Raw genomic sequence first — 21,484 nt, 5'->3', positions numbered from 1 at the left:
TTAACTACGGTGTAATGATATTTATTAGTGCTTGTTGGATGCTCACAAATATCATGTTTTTTATCGGCCCAATCAATGCCAATGAGTGCAGCAAAATTATCAACGTTATATGCTTTCATTTTATAGCGCCTACGGTTAAAGTTAAGGACGGAATGTGCTTAAATCTCGTTTCTCGCAGGTCTTATAGATAGTCTTGGTCGGCAATCCCTGAGTATGCGTTTTGAAATCGAGGTGCTCTGTTGGCTCGAACGTCTTGTTAAAAACATTGGATGTTTGTCATTCAATATTCGTAACCAACAGAAGCATATTCCACTTAATATAATAGTCAGTTACTTTTAAATTAAGTGGCTTGGTCGAACTATAAGCCACTCAAGCAGGACAAATAACAGTTGGTTTTGTTCGCTTCGCTCTCTATTATAACCAACTATTATTTGCCTCTTAGTGGGGCGTTGAGATTGTAGAATTACTTCTTTTAATATAATTCGGCTATAGGAGTTATTCTACAGCCTCGTTGTATTGCTAAAGGATTATCGTGAAATACTCTAGGGTTTTACTCTTTTCAGTCGGCTTGTATCTATTACTAGTTGCTTTATCAACAATAGCAACAAAGATTGTTGGCTTTGATGAGATGATTCAGAGCAGATCATACATTTATACTCATTACGTCCTCGCTTTTGTAGCCTCTTTAATCGTTTATTTATATCTAGGATATAGGCAAACAGTGAGCCCCTATAAACAAGCTGGTTTAGTTGCGGCGGTTTATTGGTTTATTAACTTAAGTGTCGGTGTTTTACTCTATATATTATTAGAAATACAAATAGAGCCTTTAATGTATTTAATTTCAGCTTTGCTGCATGTAATCGCTGTTTTATTAGGGACTCTACTTGGTATTAAATTACGTTATAAAATAAAGTTGGATGTGAATGCAACATGACAAATAGCAAAAGAGGGTGATGCCGTAAATACGCCGTTTAAATATGCAGTAACATTAAAGTTTAATATACAAAAGCAGGTACTTTAGTTCCTATAACTGCTTTAACTCACCTTGCTGGTATGCGAGTAAAACCTCACAAAGTTAATCGTTAAATAGAACAATACTTACATTTAACCTCTGCATTATTTATTAGTTCACTCTTTTTGTAACGTTTGAGTAAAAAGCACAAGCGCGCTGTACATCACACATAGAGCTTTTGTTACATCGCTGTCGATAACGGCTTCTGCTGGGTGATGGCTTATGCCGCCAGGGCTGCGTATAAAGAGCATTCCAACAGGGCAAATAGGGGCTATGGCCATTGCATCGTGCCCTGCGCCTGAGGCAAGCGAAGGTGAGGCTTGGTTATTAAGTTTGCATGCACTAGTAAATAAATGCTGAATTTGAGTGTCGCACGCTACGGCGTCGGCCGCATGTGTCCATTGCCAGTCGAGCGTTAAATTACGCGATGTTGCAATTTGATCTGCGCGTGTGCGAATTGCACTAAGTAATATGGCTAGGTCGTCATCGTTTTGAGCGCGTGCATCTAGGCTAATGGTGGTTTTACCAGCAATAACATTGGTAGCGCCTGGGCGAGCTTGAATTTGCCCAACGGTGGCTACTTCGCCATTACTCGCATTTTTTGCTAGTTGCTCTATGGCAAGCGTCAGTTCGGCGCAGCCTGCTAACGAATCCTGACGTAAATTCATAGGTGTGGTACCCGCGTGGCCGCTTTGACCTGTTAGGGTGATCATAGCGCGCTTTGCTCCTGCAATGGCAGTGACAATGCCTAACGCCTGATTTACCGACTCAAGCACGGGGCCTTGCTCTATGTGAGTTTCCCAGTAACCAAGTAACTCGTTTTTATTAAGCGCTGCTTTTGCGTAATCATTTGGGTTTAGGCCAAAATCCAGCATGGCTTGGCGCATAGTAATGCCGTTTGTATCTTCTATATTTAACCACTGCGGGTCAAATTCGTTTGCCAGTGCTTTTGAGCCAATTAATGTGGTGGCAAAGCGGGTGCCTTCTTCATCACAAAAGCCCACTACATCTAAATGAAACGGTAAATCAAGCTTAAGTGTATGCGCAAGGGCGGCTATTTCAATACCGAGTAATACACCTAAAATGCCATCAAATGCGCCTGCGTTTGGTACGGTGTCTAGGTGTGAGCCTATAATTAAGCGTTTAGCATTTGGGTTTGATGATTTTAGCCTGCCCCATACATTACCAACTTCGTCTTGCCACGATTGCATGCCCGCCTCAGCCATCCACGATGCAGTAACAGCGTTACACTCTTTGTGTTCTTTTGATAAGTACACGCGGTGAATGCCACCTTGCATTTGCGATAGGCTACTGAGTGTTTTACAGCGCAATAACGCGCGCGAGGCAAATTTATTAGTCAGCTCGCTGTTTAATAATGGCTCATGGAGTGGGCTTGCAGTCGTCATGCTAAATCCTTTTTATTATTTATAATGGGCAAGGGCGGCCATAGCGGCTTCGCCTTTAGGGCCTTTGTAACCATTGGCATGCAAGCAGGCATCTAGGCTTGCCAATGTTTGTAGTACGGCATCTTTACGGGCGTTGTAACCCATGGTACCAATACGCCAAATTTTGCCATGCAGTGGCCCAAACGAGGTGCCAATTTCAATACCAAAGTCGGTTAACATTTGAGTGCGTACGTGATCGGCGTTAATACCTTCGGGAATATACACACCCACTACGTTGTTCATTTTATTACTTATGTCGCCAAATACGTTTAAGCCCAGCGCTTGAATACCCGTTAGCATGGCATCGCCGTGTAATTTGTGGCGGGCAACGCAGTTATCTACGCCTTCTTCAATAACAATGCGGGCACATTCTGATGCGCAATACAGCATGCTGGTGGCTTCGGTATGATGGTTAAGGCGCTCTTCGCCCCAGTAATTCATGATCATGCCTAAATCAAAGTAGTTAGAGCGTACAAATGGCTCGGTGCCGTCGGTATGCTCTGCGGTACGAATACCCGCTTCTACTTTTTTACGTTTTTGGATCCAATCGGCGCATTTGTCGCTCAGTGTTAATGGCGCAGAGCCAGAGGGCCCACCTAAACATTTTTGTAAACCCACCGAAAGGGCATCGAGTTTCCACTCATCGGCAGGTAAATCGTTACCTACAATTGAAGCGGTGGCATCGCAGTAAAATAATACATCGTGCTTTTGGCAAATATCACCAATGTATTCAAGCGGTTGGTTCATGGTTGTTGAAGTATCGCCTTGTACCATGGCAAGTACATGGGGTTTTACATCAACTATGGCTTTTTCTATTTGCTCTGGGGTAAATACTTCGCCCCAGGGTACTTCTATGGTGTGCACTTTAGCGCCAACGCGCTCGGCTATTTCAGCAAGCAAGTGACCAAAGCGGCCCATAATTGGCACAAGGACTTTATCGCCTGGGCGTAAAATAGAGCATAAAACGGCTTCTATTCCTGCGCGTGATGTACCGTCAACTAACAGGGTCCATTCATTTTTGGTTTTAAATATTTCGCGGTAGCGGGCCATGGTTTCGTTCATAAAACCGGTCATTACGGGGTCGTATTGGCCAATTAGCTGCGCCGACATAGCACGCAATACGCGTGGATCTGCGTTAATTGGCCCAGGCCCCATAAGTAAACGCTGCGGCGGATTTAAGGTTTGAATTTGCGTGTTGCTAAACATGTTTTAGGCTCCCAGAGTCTGAATAAGCATGCGAATACCCGTTATCATTAAGACAACGGCAAAAGCGCGTTTTAATTGTTTTTGATCCAGCTTGCTACCAATTTTTACGCCAATAGGCGCAAAGAGAATAGTCAGCGGAATAATAAGAAAAAAGGCAGGGAGGTTAACTAACCCCCACGTACCTAGGGGAGCATCGGTTGGCGTGGTGCCAATACTTAATAAGGTAATTACGCCCGGTAGCGCAATCAATAAGCCAAATACGGCTGCAGTGCCTACGGCAACATGGGCACGTACGTTAAATGCGTTAAGCATGGGCACACCAATTGTGCCGCCGCCTATGCCGATCATGACCGATAAGCCACCGACAATACTTGCCATTATGCCTTGGCCAAATTTACCCGGTAATTGATTTACAAGGGCAGGGGCGCCGGCTCTAAATAACATGTTAAGGCTAACTAAAATAGCAATACAAGCAAACATAAGTACCAGTGCATTACCGCGTATTGAGTGCGCTAAGTAGCTGCCTACAACGGCCATAACTAAAATAAACGGCGCCCAGTATTTAATTAAAGCAAGGTCAATGTTGCCCTTTGCATGATGCGAGCGAATAGACGAAATAGAAGTAGGCACTATGGTGGCAAGCGAAGTAGCCGTTGCTATCATCATGGCCGACTCTGGGCTTACGCCAAAACCTTGCAATAAAAAGTACAGCACAGGCACAATGACTATACCGCCGCCAACACCAAATAGGCCTGCTAAAATACCTGCAAAAATGCCGGTTGCTATTAAGGCCGCAATAATTGGCCATTGATTTATTATTTCTGTCATGTGTGTTCCTACTGCGTTGATGAAACAGTTGCACGGCCATCAGAGCGAGGGTCCGTTGCAGCTTCAAGGGTTGTGGGTGTATCTAAAATTGCACCTGCATGGCCCATCATTTCGTTGTTGTTTTCAACGCTTACCCAATCGTGGCCGCGTTGATTTAACTCATCTTGTATTTGCAAAGCGAGGCTGTGCTCTATTTTTAAGTTAGTGCTTGTATCGCCCCATGTGCGGCCAAGTAACCAGCGCGGGTCGCTCACCGCTTGATTAATCGATTTATTACGCCACGCGTAGCCTGCAAATACAGCGGCTTGAGTTTGAGGTTGGCCTTCACCGCCCATGGTGCCGTAGGCAAGGCGTCTGCCATCTTCAAACTTTGCCATCGCTGGATTAAGTGTATGTGCGGGGCGTTTGTTAGGTGCTAGCGCATTGGTATCTTGGTTGTTTAAGCTAAAGCTTAGCCCACGGTTATTCCATACAAAGCCACCTTCGCTCATGAGTATTCCGCTGCCAAACTCCCAATAAATACTTTGAATAAAGCTCACCAATTGGCCGTTTTTATCGCGTGCTGCCATCCAAACGGTATCGCCGGGCTCAGTATTGAACGGCCAGTTTTTGGCTTGGTTCATATCAATATTGTTGGCAAGCTCGTTTAGGCGATCATCGGTTAGTGCATTTTTGTAATCATCGCCGAGTGCTTCTGGGTCAGCCCAAAGTGTAGGGCGGTGAGTGAAGCTTTGTTTGGTTGCCTCTACAATTAAGTGGGTCCAATCGGCTTCGGTGTTGGCGTTGTGTTTTAACTTATTGACCGCGCCAATTATTTGCAGCGAATGCACACCTTGTGTAGGTGCCGGTAGGTTATAGCAATTGATACCCGACAAATTAGCGCTCAGTGGGGCAACTACATCGGCTTGTGTATTGGCAATGTCGGCTGGAGTAATAATGCTACCTGCGCTTGCTAAATCTGCCGCAAATGAGTCAGCTAAAGGCCCTTGATAAAACGCATTTAAGCCATGTTTTGCCAAATGTTCAAAGGTATTGGCAAGTTTTGGGTTTTTAAAATGTTGCCCTGCTTGTAACGGTTTACCGTTGGGAATGTATAGCGCTTTAAAGGCATCGTTGGTATTGGTAACCGTAGCGAGTTTTTCGCAACCTGCTTGAAGGCTTTTGGTAACAGTAAATCCATTGCGGGCAAGCTTAATAGCGGGGGCTAAAATGGTACTTAATGGCAGGGCTGCGTGTTCATCTACCTCAAGGGCTTTCTGCCAGCCGCGGAGCGTAGCTGCTTGAGTAAGCGCACTTAAACCGCCGCGTTCAGGCATTTGGTTGGCATTTTTATAGGCATCTACGTTTTTAGGTGCGCGCCCGCAGGCATCAATTGCTGTGGGGGTATTTTTATTTGGGTTATCAATAAGCCAGAAGCTGTCGCCACCAATTGAGTTCATATGAGGGTAAACCACGCTAATAGCAGCGGCTGCTGCTACCATGGCCTCAACGGCTGTGCCGCCTTGTTTTAATATTAGTGTGCCTGCCTCTGTTGCAGCAAAGTGCGGGGCAGTAAATGCAATGTTGTGTGCGTTCATGTGAGAGTTTCCTGTTTAAAATATGCAGCTAATTGTGTTGTGCAGGCAAGTAGGCTTTTATCGTTGTTATGGCTCATCATGAGTGAAAACCCATAAGGGTGGCCATTATCTAAATTAGCCAATGGTAAGTGAACTTGCGCCGAGCGGCTTAAGCCCGCAATAGCAGATAAAGTTATAATTTGCATGCGCAGCGCGCTTGTGTCGGCGCCCAATTTAGGTGCGGTTGTTGGCGTGGTTGGCAAAAATAAGCAGCTGTTTGAGTTTAAGTTCTTAGCGATTAATGTTTGCCACTGGGTTTGTATAGTAATTGCTTCTTGTTCTTCTTGGGCAGTGAGTGCCAGTGCCATTTTAAAACGGGCAGCAATTGCCGGAGCAAACTGGGGAGGGTGCCCTGGCAATTGAAGCCAATCTTTATGCGCTTTAGCTATAGCACGACCTTGCAGTATTCTAAAGCTATCGGCAAGTTCGCTTAAAATGCTGCTTTTTGGCAGCGCAAATTCTTTGTGGTGTTTAAAATAAGGTTTGGTTTTTTCTAGTAGTTGCTTAATAGGTGCTTGCAAGTCTGGGCTTACTAGCTCAAATAACGGCTCGCAAATCACCAAGGTATTTACGCTACTCACCGTTTGATTTGGTAGCAATACGTCGCCTACTTTTTCTAATAGTTCTGCGTTTTGGGTAAGCCAACCAATGGTATCAAAAGGCGGTGCTAGCGGGATTAGGCCGTCTTTTTCAATTACGTTATGGCTTGGCCTAATGCCAAATAAGCCGCAGTAACTTGCGGGTATTCTAATAGAGCCGCCGGTATCGGTGCCCAACCCAATGTCAGCTAAATTGCCGGCTACCGCGGCGGCTGAGCCCATACTTGAACCCCCACACGCGTGCCCTTTTAATTTAGGGTTTTGTGCTGCGCCATAATGAATATTATTACCTTCTAAGCTGTAAGCAAGTTCGTCGGTGTGGGTAAAGCCTGTAAAAATACAACCTGCATCCATTAATTTGTTTACGCTACTTGCGGTTTGTTTAGCTGGTGGATGTGTTTTAAACCAGCGAGGATTACCGGCACTGTTTTTATGCTCTTTAACGGCAAATACATCTTTTACGGCAAGGCGCTTAGTATTTAGTGTGCCTGTTTGACTTGATTGCCAATTACTCGGTCCATGGTCACAAAATATGCCTGTGTTTTTAGTTTTTGATTGCGTGTTCATTTTGTAACCCATCGAAATTAAACTGACCAAATGGTTATTTACTAATTTTAAATTGATTAAAAAAGACTGTTGTCGTTATTTTTTCAGTTTATTGCGTAATATATTATTTTTATTTACACAGCATTAATGCAACTTTTAATTGGTGGCTTTGGTTTTAGCAAACTTAGTATAAGCAAAACAGATGCCAAAACTTATTTCTTGTCCGATTGGTCAGGTTTTTGTGCGTTGCAGAGGGGTATTTGAAATTTTAACGTTTAAAAGTGGGGTTTTTAAGCGTAAAAAAAACCAACTTGGTGCACTGCTGCACCAAGTTGGTTGTTATTTACATAAACTTATTAAATAAGGGGGGTTTTACTAATTATTAGGCCGTTAACGTCGGCGTACAACCAATCGTTTGGCGCTATTGCGGTACCTAGCATATTAATGACTTGGTCTTGATCGCCAAAACCGCGCTTAAGTGTGCTGCGAGGAGTTGAACCAAGGGCCATTACCGGTAAATCCATTGTTGCAAGTATTTCTATATCGCGGCAACAACCATTTATTACAACACCTTCCCAGCCATTTTGTAGCGCGCGTTCGGCCATAATATCGCCAATAAAAGCAAAGCGTTTGCTCGAAAAACCGTCGATCACTAACACTTTACCTTTGCCATCTTTATGTAAAATATCGGCGGCAAACGAATTGTCTTCTGGGCAGGTAACGGTCACTGCTTGGCCACTAAAGGTGGTTTTGTTACCAAAGTGATGCAAGCCACTATCTGCTACTTGAACCGAGTTGCGGTGATCGTCGAATAGGTCGGGGGTTGTAAAGTTTTGCATGTGTTAGCTCTCATTTTGAACGGGTATTTTTAAGCCAATACCTTTTAAAATTATGTGGGCAATTGATTGTGTTATTTGTGCCATGTCGGTTTCGTCATATTCAAGTTTATTCATTACCAAAAGTACTTCTGCCTGAAAGTCAGCGTAGTATTGTGTTGTTGACCAAATAGTAAATAAAAGGTGATGAGGGTCTACTTGGTCTATTTTTTTTGCGTCCATCCAGGACTGAAACACATCAATTTTTTGCTTAACCCAAGGGCGGGTATTCGTTCTAAAGTAGTTTTGTAAATACGGTGCGCCCCGTAAAATTTCATTGGCAAATAAACGAGATTGGAGAGGTTGGTTTACAGCAAGTATTACTTTACTTTTTATGTAGTTATAAAGCACTGCAGCAGGATCGTCTTCAGCGGTGACGTTATCAAGGCCTAAGTTCCAGTTTGCTATTATTCGGTCTATCACGGCTTCGTAAAGGCCGTCCTTGCTTTTAAAGTAATACAGTATGTTAGCTTTAGGCACGTTCGCTTCTTTTGCAACCATACTCATGCTTGCACCGTCATACCCATTAAGAGAAAACAATTGCTCGGCAGCATTTAAAATAAGCAGTTGGTTTTTTTCCCGAGTGACTTCTTTTTTATTTGGTTTTGTTTGTGTGGTCATTATTGATTATGCGAGTTTAACGTGTTGATTGATTGTAGCTTTACTGACCGAAAGGTCAATTACTAAAGTAGCTTCAACACTTAAATACACATATTAGCTAATGCTTCGGCTAATGACGTTTACTAATTTATTTTGGACTTCATTGGATTCAGCTGTTTTGACTATATTTAGTTTAAATGAGCAATGATTAATTCACGCCATGTTAGGCAGCTTTGTTGCTCGGTTTTTACTTAGCCCACTCGGTTACAAATCTCGCGCTGTAATTAAATAACGCCCAATCTGTACACGTTTTTATCCGCACGGTTCAACAGATTTTAGTTAGTTCTTTTTATTATTTACCTGCGCTAACAAGTCGAGCACTTTTTGTTGGCCAAATTTTTGTGCAAATTGCTCGGCTGTTTGACCGGCTTTGTTTTGATGGGCGTTATCGCAATCAAGGCTAACAAGCGTTTTAGCGATACTAAATTCGCCTCTAAATATTGCAGCCATTAGGGCCGTATTACCGCGGTTATCTTCAAGGCAGGCATTAGCACCTAACTGCAAAAGCGTGTTAACCGTATTTTTATTGCCATGGTAGGTGGCAATCATTAGCGCGGTGTAACCTTTGTTGTTGTAACTATTAATAGGAATGCCAGCATCAACAAACTGCGTTATTACGGCTGTGTCGTCAGTACGTGCGGCAGCAAAGTAATAAGCAAGTAAGCTGTCGTATTGTGCTTGTGCGGCTGTTGGCTCATTCACATTATTTTGCTGTTCATTACCAAGGCTTAAAAAGCTCATTACTAAAGTAAATATAATAAGGAATTTACGCATACGGTTTACCTTTTAAAAAAAGGAAGGAGAGTCTATCCTTCCTCTTGGTTGGGTAAAATTATTAAAGTTTAGAGGCTAATTGTTTAACCATTTTAATATCGCCATTTACGGCTTTAGTTAAACGTGTACCGTACTCGCTATCAGCTTTGTAAAAGTGGCTGAGCATTTTGTGTTTAACACTGCTGTTTTGCACTTTGCCTAAGTCGCCAGCTAAGTTGTTAACTAAGTTAGTGCGTTCTTGCTTGCTAAAGCCGCGGTAAAGTACGCCAGCTTGTGCAAAATTTTGCTGCTTTTTAATAGCGGCTTGTTGTACAAAGCCTTTAAGCTCTGTGTTACTTCTACGTGCAATTGGGTTTTCTGCAACGTTTTCGTGACTTGGCTGGTAGTTCACATTACTTGTTGTATTGCCGTAGTTCATTGCGCCGTCTTGGTTGTAGTTAACTACATCAACTTTTGCACGGTTAATTGGCAATTGCTGGTGATTAGCACCTAGGCGGTACATTTGTGTGTCAGAGTATGAAAACACTCGCCCTTGTAATAGGCGATCTTCAGATGGCTCAATACCTGGAATTACATTTGCCGGCGCCATTGCAACTTGTTCTGTAGATTGGAAAAAGTTAGTTGGCATACGGTTTAGGGTCATTGTGCCTACTTTAGTTTCTTTAATGTCTAACCACATTTTTGTTGCATCCAGTGGGTTGTAGTCAAAGTCACCTAGTTGCGATGGGTCAAGCGTTTTAATGTACAGATCCCACTTAGGGAAGTTGCCTTTATTTATCTCTGCATAAAGGTCGCGTGTTAGGTGTTGAAAGTCTTTACCTTGCACTTCGGTTACTTCTTTTGCATCAAGGTTGTCGATTCCTTGTTGGCTTACCCAATGAAACTTAACGTATTTTACATCACCTGATTTATTAATCATTTTATAAGCATGCACTCCCCAGCCGTCCATTTTACGTAGACTTGCTGGTGTGCCGTAGTCGCTGTATACCCAGGTTAACATGTGAGTAGAGCCTGGCTCGTACGAAAAAAATTCAAATAAACGATTAGGATCTTGAATGTTATCAACCGGCGATGGCTTTAACGAGTGAACCATATCTGGGAATTTAATTGCATCACGAATAAAAAATACTGGCAGGTTATTACCCACTAAATCCCAGTTTCCTTGGTCTGTATAAAACTTAGTAGCAAAACCACGTGGGTCACGGAGTGTTTCTGGGCTGCCTTTTGAGTGGATCACAGACGAGAACCTAACAAATACCTCTGTCTCTTTACCCGCTTCAGTAAATGGAGCTGCAATTGTTAAATCGCTTAGTTCTTTTGAGGCTACAAAAACGCCATGTGCGCCAGTTCCGCGCGCATGGACTACACGTTCAGGAATACGCTCACGTGCAAAACGTTGTAATTTTTGAATTAGGTGCACGTCTTCGAGTAATACACTGCCGCGCTCACCGGCGGTAATTGAGTTTTGGTTATCGCCAACAGCTGCGCCGTTATCTTTAGTAAGTGTCGTCGCAGCGCTTGCAGGTAATGCCATAGCGAGTGCTAATGCGCTTAAGGTTAATTTAGTTTTTGTTGTGTTTATTTGTGTTTTCATTGTCGACCTCGTTATTTAAATGTGCCGGCAGTGTTGCTGGCTGTTTAACTGTTAACGAGTGTATGGATAAAATTAATTTCGGTAAAATTGATTGTTTAGATTGTAATAATCATAAAAGTAGATTGGCATCTGCAGTAAATACACTTGCTGTGAATACGGCATGCGATTTTAGTCGTAACAGCTAAAATCAAAACTAATGAAAATCAACAGCTTTTTTTATTGAGGTGTTGATTATTTAAGCTATGTAGCGAGCTTTTAAGTTCACAACGTGTTGACATATTATAATAATAAAGAGAATGTGCCCGCTTGGTGGGCTTATGCTCAGGCTTGTGTTTGCATAAAACTAAATGCAATAAGGTAGAAAAATGAACCCTAAAATTGAACTGGTTACTTTTGACTGTGATGGCGTTGTAATTGACAGCGAAGTTTTAAGTGCGCAAGTGCTCATCGATATGCTTGTTGATAAAGCTGTGTTTATTGATCGTGCTTATGTACAAGAACATTTTTTAGGGTGCAATTTTAAATCGGTTACTCAAAAGATAGCTGATGCATTTAATGTTGAATTGCCAGAGCGATTTGAAGCTGATTATAGAAATGCACTTTTACATGAATTTGAAACAGCCCTTATGCCCACAAATGGCATTAAAGAGGTATTGGCTAATTTAGCTACACCTAGCTGCATAGCAACAAGTAGCAGCCCAGCACGAACAGAGAAAGCGTTAAATGTTGTTAAGTTGAGCCATTATTTTGACGAGGTGTTTACTTCAAGTGAAGTAAAAAATGGAAAACCTGCGCCGGATTTATTTTTACACGCCGCTAAAAAAATGGGCGTTAACCCAGTTAATTGTTTGGTAATAGAAGATTCAAAAGCCGGTGTGAGTGCTGCGGTCGCTGCAAATATGCAAGTACTGCATTACAGCGGTGGAGGGCATATGCAAGGTGCAATTAATTTTGTGCACAAGGCATACCCAGATGTTGATCACCTAAAACATTGGCACATGTTTTATGAAATGTATCCAACACTAAAAGTATAGAAAAACAGCGTCAATTTGTCCCACACTGACACGAATTGAGTTGTAAAAATTAACAGTGTGAGTGCTTAGCTGCTCACTCGACCAAATACACTGTATTTGGCAAGTTTTACTGTGTTTATAAATAGGAAGTACCATGGCAACGAGTCCACACACACACATTTAAAGATGTAAACGAGGAGCAACTTCCGGTTGCTAATAATAAGCTTCATGGTTGGAAGCACTTTGCGGGCTTATATGCAGGCGAACATGTTGCAGCCACAGAGTTTGTTATTAGAGCAACGTTTGTTGCACTGGGCGCATCTACTATCGACATTTTATTAGGTTTATTAATTGGTAATTTATTAGCTATGTGTTCTTGGTGGCTAATTACCGCACCTATTGCAGTAGAAACGCGCTTAAGTTTATATAATTATCTAAATAAGATTGCCGATAATTCAATGACCAAGCTTTACAACTGGGCTAACGTCATTATTTTTAGCGTTATATCGGCCGCAATGATTACTGTATCGTCTACGGCGGTGCGATTTTTATTTGATATTCCCGCACAGTTAGATTGGTATCCAAATAGTTTAGCGTTTGTGGGTATTGTTTTAGCTGTTGGTTCTATTGTTGTATTTGTGGCTATGTATGGGTTTTCTACTGTTGCCGACTTTTCTAAAATTTGTGCGCCTTGGCTATTTGTTATTTTTATAGCGGGCTCGTTTGCACTTTTCCCTGAACTTTCAAATCATGTAATTGGGTCAACCACATTAACAAGCTTTAGTGACTTTATGACCATTGGCGACTCTTCTATATGGACGGGCACGAATGCCGAAGGAGAACCAGGAATAGGTTTACTCGAAGTTATTGGTTTTGCGTGGGCTGCAAACTCTATTACTCACTTTGGTTTAATAGATATGGCTATTTTTAGATTTGCTAAGCGCAAAAGCTACGGTTTGTTCTCGGGCGTAGGCATGTTTTTTGGTCATTACTTGGCGTGGATCTCGGCCGGCATTATGGGCGCAGGTGTTGCTGTACTCCTTAAAACCACTATTTCATCACTTGATCCGGGTGATGTGGCCTACCACGCATTAGGCTGGACTGGTTTTGTTATTGTAATTATTGCTGGTTGGACTACGGCTAACGCCAATCTTTATCGTGCAGGATTGGCTGCACAATCTATTTTTGTAAATCATTCTCGTGAACGCACAACCGCTATCGTTGGAGTTGTCACAGTGATAATTGCATGCTTTCCGTTTGTATTTTCTCAAATGTTGCCACTGCTTACTTATGCCGGTTTGTTAGTTGTGCCTGTCGGGGCAATTTTATTTGCTGAGCATGTATTGTTTCCAAAAATTGGTTTAACCCGTTATTGGGCTAAGTATAAAAATATTACTCGCAGCGTACCGGCTATAGCGTCTTGGGCATTAGCCTTGGTGTTTGGTTTTGGCTTAAATGCGATTGATGTAATGTCGTTTTATTATTTGTTTATACCTACTTGGTTTTTCACCATTGTAATTTACACGCTGTTAGCCAAAAAATACGGTGCTGGCGAAGATTACAAACAACACATTGCCGCTGAAGAGCAAGAGCAAAGTGACATAAAAGCGTACCAAGCGGCACAGGCGAAAGATATTCCAAAGCCTGTAATCGATAGCTCATTTTTTACCAAAATACTTAATACGGTTTCGACTATTTCACTTGTCATTATTTGTATATTTGCAAGCCAAGTCATGTTTTTTAGCGACACCATGAGTACATACAGCGCAAATAAATCACAGTTTGAGATAGCGTGTTTTATTTGTACGGTTATTTATTTTGTTACAGCCTACTGGTCGTTAAAGCGCCACAAAGCGCTTAATGCTGCATTGTAATTTACCTGTTTTTTAATTTTGTTTTAGTAAGGCCGCACCATGACACAACATCACAATGACGCTCTTGTTAAAGGGCTAAACCAACAAAGTTTGGCATGCATGCCAAGCCATGTAGATGCACCCAATTACGACCGTAGTAAAGTAAAAGCAGGCATAGTTCATATTGGTGTTGGCGGTTTTCACCGTGCTCACCAAGCTATGTATATTAATGAGTTATTAAAAACACCAGGTTCTGAGCAGTGGGGTATTTGCGGTGTAGGCCTGCTTGAAGCAAACCGTAGGCTTCGCGATGTATTAAAGCAGCAAGACTACCTATATACGTTAACGGTAAGGCACCCTAATGGGAAAATAGACAATACCGTTATTGGCTCTATGATTGACTTTTTGTTCGCACCAGAAAATAAACAAGCAGTTATAAAAAAATTGGCGCATCCCGATACTAAAATTGTGTCGCTAACCATTACTGAAGGCGGTTACAACTTTAACCCAGTAACGGGTGAGTTTGATTATGAAAACCCGGATATAATTAACGACATTAATAATCCGAACGATCCTATTACCGCATTTGGATATATAGCCGCTGCGTTAAAGCTACGTAAAGAGCAGGGTTTAAAAGCATTTACTGTACAGTCATGCGATAACATTCAACACAATGGCAATGTAACGCGCAAAATGTTACTTGCTTTTACAGCAGAGCAAGATGCAGCATTAAGTGAATGGATTGAAGAAAACGTTTCGTTTCCCAATGCAATGGTAGACCGCATTACACCTGTTTCTAAACAAAGTGATATTGACTACGTGTCAGATACATATGTTGTAAGTGATGCTTGGCCAATTACCTGTGAGTCGTTTTCGCAGTGGGTAATTGAAGATTCATTTTGTGACGGGCGCCCAAATTGGAATAACGCCGGTGCTCAATTTGTAAAAGATGTAACCCCTTTTGAAACCATGAAAATTCGTTTATTAAATGCTGGCCATTCTGTACTGGGTTTACTCGGCTCAGTGCATGGCTATGGCACAATTGACGAAACAGTATCAGATCCTCTATTTGCAAAGTACCTACGTGCGTTTATGGATAAAGAAGTAACGCCTAACCTAGAGCAACTAGAAAGTATTGACCTAGAAGTGTACAAAGACACACTTATAGAACGCTTTGCTAATCCAAACATTAAAGACAGCTTATCGCGTATTTGTTCAGAAAGCGCAGCTAAGCTACCTAAGTTTTTAATTGCCACTATTAACGAAAACCTAGCGCAAGGCCGAGATGTATCACTTGCTACATTGGTTATTGCTGCATGGTGTTTTTACAGCGACAAAGAAACAGATGAGCAAGGCAATACCCTTGAAGTAATTGATGCAATGCAAAACGAGTTACATGAAGCTGCTGCTAAAAAGGCTACTGATTCGCTGGCGTTTTTATCGCTAACAAGCTTATTTGGCGATTTAAATACGCAAAGCGCATTTACGTCTCACTACAAAAACAATGTAGACGCGTTATACGCACTAGCAAGCAAAATTAAAGCAATTATGAAAAACGTGCTTGAGCCTAAAGGTAACTAATAATGAGCATTTTAATTGATTCTAAACAAGGTAAAGACGTAAGCGTAAGTTGCTTTGGCGAAGTGCTATGGGATTGTTTTGCAACAGGTAAACGTTTAGGCGGCGCACCATTAAACATGTGTGTGCGCATTAACTCATTAGGTATTAAAGCCGATATGATAAGCGCAGTAGGCAACGATGAATTAGGTACTGAGCTTCTTGGCGAAATTAAAGCAAAAGGCGTTAGTTGCGATTATATTGCCGTTAATAACGACAAAAAAACCAGCACCGTACAAGTTACTCTCGATAAAAGCGGTTCAGCCAGTTACGAAATAGTAGCCGACACTGCGTGGGATAACATTGAGCTTACTGACACCCTTATTGACAAAGTAAAAGCCAGTGATGTATTTGTATTTGTATTTGGCAGCTTAATTGGCCGAAGCGAAGCCTCTCTTGCTACGTTAAACCAGTTGGTTGATGTGGCTAACTTTAAAGTGTTTGATGTAAATTTACGCGCACCACATTATACATTAAACACGCTAGTAGATTTAATGAATAAAGCCGACTTCATTAAATTAAACGATGAAGAGCTTTATGAGATTGCCAAAGCAATGGGCTGTAAGTTCCATTCACTTGAGCAAAACTTAGCGTTCATTGCAGAGCAAACTAACACCGAATACCTTTGTGTAACCAAAGGCAGCCACGGTGCGCTACTCACTATTAAAGGCGAGAATTACTATAACTCAGGCTATTTAATTAGTGTTGTAGACACAGTGGGCGCTGGGGATTCATTCTTAGGTTCATTGATATATCAGTTATGTAGCAGCGATTGTGCTCAGCATGCGGTTGATTTTGCCTGTGCGGTAGGGGCTATGGTTGCAGAAAGTGCAGGTGCTACACCTACATTGACTCATCAACAAATTAACGAATTTATGCGTCCTCTTTAAAAATAATTGTGTGTTGAAAGCGGCTTAAGCAATATGCTTAGCCGCTTTTTTTTGCCGAAAATTTGTGTGGTAAACACACATTGTGAACGTTTAAATAGCTGCATTCGAGAGGTTTAAAAACGAGCTTTCAAATTACTTTATAAATTGAACAAGTCATGAGCGATTACGACCAAGGCATTAGCTAAACGTCTAATTGTTTGTCACAAACAGCTTTGATACTGTTCCAAGGTTATTAGTCAACATAATGCGGAGCGATTCACACTGCGCTCCTAAATACACATACAAAAGAGAAACGTGCTTTATGATTATCTTTTTTATTTGCCTCACCATATTAATTTTGGGATATAAGTTTTATAGCCCATTTGTAGAAAAACAAGCAGGCATGGATTCAACGGTTGATACACCACAAAAGCGCTTTAGCGAAGGTGTTGATTACGTGGCTATTCACCCTGTGCGAGCCTTTTTAATTCAATTTTTAAATATTGCGGGTGTGGGTCCAATTTTTGGCCCTATACTGGGCGCTTTATATGGCCCGGTTGCGCTTGTATGGATTGTGCTAGGTAATGTTTTAGGTGGTGCAGTACATGACTTTTTCTCAGGTGTAATGAGTATAAAAGAAGACGGTAAAAGCTTACCTGAAATAGCTGGTCATTATTACAATGTTGTATTTAAAGGCTTTATGCTCATTTTTACCGCTATGCTGCTATTTTTTGTTGGCGTAGTATTCATAATGAGCCCAGCTGGTTTACTTAGTAACTTAAATTTATTTGAAGGTACATTTTTAGCCAATAATACTTTTTGGGTATTGGCTATTTTAGCCTATTACTTTTTAGCAACGTTGTTACCAATTGATAAAATAATTACACGTTTTTACCCCATTTTTGGTTTGTTGATGATTGTGATGACTGTAGCTGTTGCCGTGTCGTTACTCATTAACGCGCCACATTTACCGGTTGCTGGCGACTTTTTGGCGTATTTTGAAGCCGACCACGCGCATGACTTTTTAACCCCAAACCCCGACGGCTTACCAACTTGGCCCTTGTTATTTATAACTATTACCTGTGGTGCAATTAGTGGTTTTCATTCAACGCAAGCTCCTATTATTGCTCGTTGTTTAACAAACGAAAAATATGTGCGCCCTGTGTATTATGGCGCCATGATGTGTGAAGGTATTGTCGGTTGTGTTTGGGCGCTGGCTGGTATTGCGGCGTTCCCTGAAGGTTATGCTGGTTTAAAGGCAATGCTTGACCAAGGTGGTCCAGGCTTAGTTGTAAACCACATTGCAAATAGTTACTTAGGTGTATTTGGCGGTATTATGGCAATTATTGCGGTTGCTGTTTTCCCAATTACTTCAGGTGATACCGCGTTTCGTTCATTGCGCTTAACCGTGGTTGATGCCTTTAATATTCCGCAAAGTATACGCAATCGTTTATTACTCGCGCTCCCTATTTTGACTATCGCTTATTTTATGACGAAGTTAGATTTCTCATTAATTTGGCGTTACTTTGCGTTTTCAAACATGCTGCTGTCTACTAGCGTATTGTGGTTAGCGACCAAGTATTTGTTTGACCGTGGTACATTTCATTGGATTGCCAGTGTTCCTGCGGTAATTGCAACGGCAGTGACTTTGTCATACATAACAACAGCTGCAATTGGTTTTAATTTATCAAGTGATTTAGGTAAACCTATTGGTGCAGTTGTAGCGGTCGTTGGCCTAATTATACTTGCTATAGTGCATGCTAAGCACAAACCGAGCCCAGCAGTTTAAATAATTTCCGTGTAAGACTAAAAAGCGAGCTATATAAGCTCGCTTTTTTTATGCGTTAAATCGTGTGGTTAATTACTGTCTCGAGTTGCTAAATCAAAGTAGCTATGATCGTCGAGAGTTTTACTTATCATCATTGCACCTTCAAGCATACTTACTGTTTGAATAGCGGCTTTTTGTGGGTTTTCGTCACCATTAACTGAATGCGCAGCGCTTAGCCATGTTAAATTTTTAGTAAAAAAGCGTTTTACTTCTATACGTACTTTTTCTGGTAGGGTGTCGCTTTCGGCACCAAGTAAACCACATAAACACATTTTTTTATCGGTTACTAGCGCGCCCCTAAATAACGATGTGTAAAAATCGATGGGATCTTTACCTTGGGCTTTTAACTCAGCGGGTTCTCCTAATGAAAGCAGAAACGCATCGGTATATTGATGCGCAAGTTCTGCGCCCAAATCAGCTTTGGTAGGGAAGTGGTAATGTACACTTGCGCTTTTTATACCCACTTCGTTAGCAAGCTCTCTAAAGCTAAAATTGCTGTATCCGCCAAGGCGTACTTTATTTTCTGCCGCTTTGAGTAGGGCCTCTTTTTTGCTCATGTTTCGTCATCCTATTCTTGATACTAAAATTATCGACCAGTAGATAGTTATTATCAAGCCTTAATGTTTATATAAATAAAAATATTAATTTTCAATCGTTTAAAAATTTTTGGCCTACATAGCTGTTTTAAAGTTTGACTTACTTTAGTTTAAGGAATATAAATACCTATCAGTAGGTAGGTTAATTAAGAAAGGTCACACAATGAAAATTTATGATGTAGAGAACTTCCCAAATCCGCTTCGCGTTCGTATTGCACTGGCAGAGAAAAATGCGACAGCTGATGTTGAATTTATTCCAGTAGATTTACTGAATGGTGAACACCGAACAGAGGCTTTTTTAGCCAAAAATCCATTAGCAGGTGTACCAGTATTAGAGCTTGATGACGGAACATTTATATCTGAATGCACGGCAATTACTGAATATATTGATGCTGCTTTTACAGGGCAATCATTAATGGGCATTACGGCAAAAGAGCGCGCAGTAATAAATATGATGCAAAAACGAGCTGAGTCTATGGTACTTGATGCCGTTGCAACGTATTTTCATCATGCTACTGATGGTTTAGGCCCAGAACTTGAGACATATCAAAATGTTGGGTGGGGCGAAAAGCAAGGTGAAAAGGCGCGCCAAGGGTTTAGCTATTTTAATGATGTACTAGCGCAATCGGCGTTTGTTGGCGGCGAGCAGTTTAGTATTGCTGATATTACATTGTATGCTGGGATGGTATTTGCTGGATTTGCACAAATAGCAATCCCGAATGAGTTAACCCATTTAGTTGCATGGCAAGAAAAAGTAGCAAAACGCCCAAGTGTTGCAGCTTAATTAGGTTATTAGTTTAAAATTTAAGTGAAGTTACGCTTAGGAGCCAAATATGAAAATAGCTGCCGATTTTAGTAAACGAGTTGTGGTACATAGCGAATCACTCCCGTGGGTTGCATCGCCAATGGCGGGCGTTGATAGGCGAGCGCTCGATAGAGTGGGCGACGAAGTTGCTCGCGCAACGACCATTGTTCGTTATGCACCTGGGAGTGAATTTTCGCCGCATGTACATACAGGCGGTGAAGAGTTTGTTGTGCTTGAAGGGGTATTTCAAGATGAGCATGGTGACTTTGCGGCAGGTTCTTATATCCGTAATCCACCGCAATCAAAGCATAAGCCGGGGTCTGAAAATGGCTGCGTTATATTTGTAAAGTTATGGCAGTTTCAACCAGATGATCGAACGCACGTGCGTTTGCAAACAAATTTGATGCAAAGTACGGTGCATCCTAGTTTTAAAAATGTTGCCGTAACCCCTTTATACAAAGACGACTTTGAAGAGGTAAGCTTGTTGCACTTTAAGCCCAACGCCTGCATGGTTATAAGCGCAAAAGGTGGAGCTGAGCTGCTAGTACTTGAAGGCTCATTTGATGAGCAAGCCGATACCCTTGTAAAAAACAGTTGGTTAAGAGTGCCTGTTAATAGCTCCGTTAACGTTAAAGCGGGAAGTAATGGTGCAAAAGTATGGCTTAAAACGGGTCATTTAACTGATGTAGAAAACCAGATATCTCGCGTACAAAATGCGTAATTGAGTCGTTTATTTGAGATTATTTATTAATTTAGTTCAAGACTATTTATTGATTTAGTTCAGGACTAATTAATTTTAGAAGGTGTATTTTTACCACTCAGCCTATTTAAGGAGAGCAGTAATGGTACACACAACACATGGTTTATCTATTGGTCTTGAACGAGCAGGAAGAGAGTTTTTTTTAAAACTTAAAGCCGTTGGTACGCTTACTCACGACGACTACAAAATAATTACCCCAATGATAAACTCAGCTCTTGGCGAAGTTAAGCACCCAGTGGTGAATGCATTAATAGACGGTAGTGAACTTGAAGGTTGGGAGCTACGCGCAGCCTGGGATGACTTAAAGTTAGGTGTTAAACACTCTAAAGAATTTAAAAAAGTAGCTATATGTTGTGATTCAATGAAACCGGACACCAATTTAGGTGGTATTATTACCACTCAAGCTGAGGTGTTCTATGACAAAACAACGTCGCTCTTTTTCTCAAGAGTTTAAACTTGATTCAGCAAAATTAGTCCTTGATGAAGGATACTCATTCCCTGAAGCTGCTCGCTCACTAGAAGTCGGTGAAACAGCTCTTCGTCGCTGGGTTAAACAATTACAAGATGAGCGTGGTGGCACAACACCAAACTCTAAAGCTCTTACTCCTGAACAGCTTAAAATTCAGGAGCTTGAAGCTAGAATTAATCGACTTGAAAGAGAAAAAACAATTTTAAAAAAGGCTACCGCTCTCTTAATGTCAGACGAGATGAACAATATTCGTTGATAGGCCATTTAAGTGAGCATGAGTCTTTAGAAATGGTCTGTAGCGTGTTTGATGTTCCGCGTTCTAGTTATTATGATTTTAAGCAGCGTGTGGCATCAATTAAGCTTGAAGAGGTGCAGCTTAGGTCAACGATTAGTGAGTTATTCTCACTCAGTCGTGGAGCTGCTGGTAGCCGCACATTAGTGGCGATGCTAAACCACGCTGGCTTACCTATTGGTATCTTTAAGGTACGCCGCATCATGCGTGACTTGGGATTGGTATGC

19 protein-coding genes and 1 pseudogene are annotated in these 21,484 nt (G+C 41.6%); 10 read left to right on the top strand and 10 right to left on the bottom strand.

What is annotated here, in order from left to right; translation table 11 throughout:
- The first annotated feature begins 532 nt into the window (after window positions 1–532).
- Window positions 533–934, top strand: coding sequence for a hypothetical protein (locus ATS76_RS17430; RefSeq protein WP_235590946.1), 402 nt, complete (start codon window positions 533–535; stop codon window positions 932–934).
- Between the two features lie 194 nt (window positions 935–1,128).
- Here ATS76_RS17430 and ATS76_RS17425 read toward each other — a convergent pair whose 3' ends face one another.
- From ATS76_RS17425 to ATS76_RS17385, 9 genes are all read right to left on the bottom strand, one after another.
- Window positions 1,129–2,418 carry an allantoate amidohydrolase gene (locus ATS76_RS17425; protein ID WP_058553095.1) on the bottom strand — a complete coding sequence of 430 codons (1,290 nt, stop codon included), beginning with the start codon at window positions 2,416–2,418 and terminating at the stop codon, window positions 1,129–1,131.
- Between the two features lie 15 nt (window positions 2,419–2,433).
- Entirely contained in the window at window positions 2,434–3,663 is a 1,230-nt protein-coding gene (locus tag ATS76_RS17420) for a pyridoxal-phosphate-dependent aminotransferase family protein (RefSeq protein ID WP_058553094.1), read from the bottom strand.
- 3 nt (window positions 3,664–3,666) lie between these two features.
- Window positions 3,667–4,491 (bottom strand): sulfite exporter TauE/SafE family protein, encoded by an 825-nt coding sequence (locus tag ATS76_RS17415; protein WP_058553093.1) that lies wholly within the window; start codon window positions 4,489–4,491, stop codon window positions 3,667–3,669.
- Window positions 4,492–4,499: 8 nt separating this feature from the next.
- Window positions 4,500–6,068, bottom strand: coding sequence for a gamma-glutamyltransferase family protein (locus ATS76_RS17410; RefSeq protein WP_058553092.1), 1,569 nt, complete (start codon window positions 6,066–6,068; stop codon window positions 4,500–4,502).
- A complete protein-coding gene (locus ATS76_RS17405) occupies window positions 6,065–7,273 on the bottom strand; it encodes an amidase family protein (RefSeq protein WP_058553091.1) in 1,209 nt (402 codons plus the stop codon). Before ATS76_RS17405 ends, ATS76_RS17410 begins: the two co-directional genes overlap by 4 nt.
- Before the next feature lie 335 nt (window positions 7,274–7,608).
- On the bottom strand, window positions 7,609–8,091 hold the full coding sequence (locus ATS76_RS17400) for a putative 4-hydroxy-4-methyl-2-oxoglutarate aldolase (RefSeq protein WP_058553090.1): 483 nt from the start codon (window positions 8,089–8,091) through the stop codon (window positions 7,609–7,611).
- A 3-nt stretch (window positions 8,092–8,094) separates the two neighbouring features.
- Window positions 8,095–8,748, bottom strand: coding sequence for a TetR/AcrR family transcriptional regulator (locus ATS76_RS17395; protein ID WP_058553089.1), 654 nt, complete (start codon window positions 8,746–8,748; stop codon window positions 8,095–8,097).
- Between the two features lie 318 nt (window positions 8,749–9,066).
- A complete protein-coding gene (locus tag ATS76_RS17390; protein ID WP_058553088.1) occupies window positions 9,067–9,561 on the bottom strand; it encodes an ankyrin repeat domain-containing protein in 495 nt (164 codons plus the stop codon).
- Window positions 9,562–9,622: 61 nt separating this feature from the next.
- Window positions 9,623–11,155 carry a catalase gene (locus ATS76_RS17385; protein WP_058553087.1) on the bottom strand — a complete coding sequence of 511 codons (1,533 nt, stop codon included), beginning with the start codon at window positions 11,153–11,155 and terminating at the stop codon, window positions 9,623–9,625.
- 365 nt (window positions 11,156–11,520) lie between these two features.
- Between ATS76_RS17385 and ATS76_RS17375 the strand changes: the two genes are divergently transcribed.
- The 5 genes from ATS76_RS17375 to ATS76_RS17355 all read left to right on the top strand — a co-directional run bounded on the left by ATS76_RS17375 (window position 11,521) and on the right by ATS76_RS17355 (window position 18,296).
- Window positions 11,521–12,189, top strand: a complete 669-nt coding sequence (locus ATS76_RS17375) for an HAD family hydrolase (RefSeq protein WP_058553085.1) — start codon at window positions 11,521–11,523, stop codon at window positions 12,187–12,189.
- 347 nt (window positions 12,190–12,536) lie between these two features.
- Window positions 12,537–14,042 (top strand): purine-cytosine permease family protein, encoded by a 1,506-nt coding sequence (locus ATS76_RS17370; protein WP_235590945.1) that lies wholly within the window; start codon window positions 12,537–12,539, stop codon window positions 14,040–14,042.
- A gap of 39 nt (window positions 14,043–14,081) precedes the next feature.
- Entirely contained in the window at window positions 14,082–15,602 is a 1,521-nt protein-coding gene (locus ATS76_RS17365; protein WP_058553084.1) for a mannitol dehydrogenase family protein, read from the top strand.
- Window positions 15,603–15,604: 2 nt separating this feature from the next.
- Window positions 15,605–16,528 (top strand): carbohydrate kinase family protein, encoded by a 924-nt coding sequence (locus ATS76_RS17360; RefSeq protein ID WP_058553083.1) that lies wholly within the window; start codon window positions 15,605–15,607, stop codon window positions 16,526–16,528.
- A gap of 301 nt (window positions 16,529–16,829) precedes the next feature.
- Window positions 16,830–18,296, top strand: a complete 1,467-nt coding sequence (locus ATS76_RS17355) for a carbon starvation CstA family protein (protein WP_058553082.1) — start codon at window positions 16,830–16,832, stop codon at window positions 18,294–18,296.
- Window positions 18,297–18,364: 68 nt separating this feature from the next.
- Here ATS76_RS17355 and ATS76_RS17350 read toward each other — a convergent pair whose 3' ends face one another.
- Window positions 18,365–18,892 (bottom strand): TetR/AcrR family transcriptional regulator, encoded by a 528-nt coding sequence (locus ATS76_RS17350; RefSeq protein ID WP_058404892.1) that lies wholly within the window; start codon window positions 18,890–18,892, stop codon window positions 18,365–18,367.
- A gap of 202 nt (window positions 18,893–19,094) precedes the next feature.
- Here ATS76_RS17350 and ATS76_RS17345 point away from each other — a divergent pair, with 202 nt between their 5' ends.
- From ATS76_RS17345 to ATS76_RS19460, 4 genes and pseudogenes are all read left to right on the top strand, one after another.
- Window positions 19,095–19,715, top strand: a complete 621-nt coding sequence (locus ATS76_RS17345) for a glutathione S-transferase family protein (RefSeq protein ID WP_058553081.1) — start codon at window positions 19,095–19,097, stop codon at window positions 19,713–19,715.
- Between the two features lie 49 nt (window positions 19,716–19,764).
- Window positions 19,765–20,457, top strand: a complete 693-nt coding sequence (locus tag ATS76_RS17340; RefSeq protein ID WP_058553080.1) for a cupin domain-containing protein — start codon at window positions 19,765–19,767, stop codon at window positions 20,455–20,457.
- Between the two features lie 121 nt (window positions 20,458–20,578).
- Window positions 20,579–20,950, top strand: coding sequence for an STAS/SEC14 domain-containing protein (locus ATS76_RS17335; RefSeq protein ID WP_058553079.1), 372 nt, complete (start codon window positions 20,579–20,581; stop codon window positions 20,948–20,950).
- Window positions 20,913–21,484: pseudogene (locus tag ATS76_RS19460) on the top strand (transposase); the annotation flags it as partial. The gene ATS76_RS17335 and the pseudogene ATS76_RS19460, both read left to right, overlap by 38 nt.

This window comes from Pseudoalteromonas sp. 10-33 (assembly GCF_001469195.1).
In the GTDB taxonomy this organism is placed as follows: Bacteria; Pseudomonadota; Gammaproteobacteria; order Enterobacterales; family Alteromonadaceae; genus Pseudoalteromonas.
Note: the sequence above shows the minus strand (reverse complement) of the source record. Positions and strands in the feature narration are given on the sequence as shown.

Excerpts from the sequence above, each read along its gene's own strand:
- ATS76_RS17425 (WP_058553095.1), bottom strand. The coding sequence starts at position 2,418 with ATGACGACTGCAAGCCCACTCCATGAGCCATTATTAAACAGCGAGCTG.
- ATS76_RS17420 (WP_058553094.1), bottom strand. The coding sequence starts at position 3,663 with ATGTTTAGCAACACGCAAATTCAAACCTTAAATCCGCCGCAGCGTTTA.
- ATS76_RS17415 (WP_058553093.1), bottom strand. The coding sequence starts at position 4,491 with ATGACAGAAATAATAAATCAATGGCCAATTATTGCGGCCTTAATAGCA.
- ATS76_RS17410 (WP_058553092.1), bottom strand. The coding sequence starts at position 6,068 with ATGAACGCACACAACATTGCATTTACTGCCCCGCACTTTGCTGCAACA.
- ATS76_RS17405 (WP_058553091.1), bottom strand. The coding sequence starts at position 7,273 with ATGAACACGCAATCAAAAACTAAAAACACAGGCATATTTTGTGACCAT.
- ATS76_RS17400 (WP_058553090.1), bottom strand. The coding sequence starts at position 8,091 with ATGCAAAACTTTACAACCCCCGACCTATTCGACGATCACCGCAACTCG.
- ATS76_RS17395 (WP_058553089.1), bottom strand. The coding sequence starts at position 8,748 with ATGACCACACAAACAAAACCAAATAAAAAAGAAGTCACTCGGGAAAAA.
- ATS76_RS17390 (WP_058553088.1), bottom strand. The coding sequence starts at position 9,561 with ATGCGTAAATTCCTTATTATATTTACTTTAGTAATGAGCTTTTTAAGC.
- ATS76_RS17385 (WP_058553087.1), bottom strand. The coding sequence starts at position 11,155 with ATGAAAACACAAATAAACACAACAAAAACTAAATTAACCTTAAGCGCA.
- ATS76_RS17375 (WP_058553085.1), top strand. The coding sequence starts at position 11,521 with ATGAACCCTAAAATTGAACTGGTTACTTTTGACTGTGATGGCGTTGTA.
- ATS76_RS17370 (WP_235590945.1), top strand. The coding sequence starts at position 12,537 with ATGTGTTCTTGGTGGCTAATTACCGCACCTATTGCAGTAGAAACGCGC.
- ATS76_RS17365 (WP_058553084.1), top strand. The coding sequence starts at position 14,082 with ATGACACAACATCACAATGACGCTCTTGTTAAAGGGCTAAACCAACAA.
- ATS76_RS17360 (WP_058553083.1), top strand. The coding sequence starts at position 15,605 with ATGAGCATTTTAATTGATTCTAAACAAGGTAAAGACGTAAGCGTAAGT.
- ATS76_RS17355 (WP_058553082.1), top strand. The coding sequence starts at position 16,830 with ATGATTATCTTTTTTATTTGCCTCACCATATTAATTTTGGGATATAAG.
- ATS76_RS17350 (WP_058404892.1), bottom strand. The coding sequence starts at position 18,892 with ATGAGCAAAAAAGAGGCCCTACTCAAAGCGGCAGAAAATAAAGTACGC.
- ATS76_RS17345 (WP_058553081.1), top strand. The coding sequence starts at position 19,095 with ATGAAAATTTATGATGTAGAGAACTTCCCAAATCCGCTTCGCGTTCGT.
- ATS76_RS17340 (WP_058553080.1), top strand. The coding sequence starts at position 19,765 with ATGAAAATAGCTGCCGATTTTAGTAAACGAGTTGTGGTACATAGCGAA.
- ATS76_RS17335 (WP_058553079.1), top strand. The coding sequence starts at position 20,579 with ATGGTACACACAACACATGGTTTATCTATTGGTCTTGAACGAGCAGGA.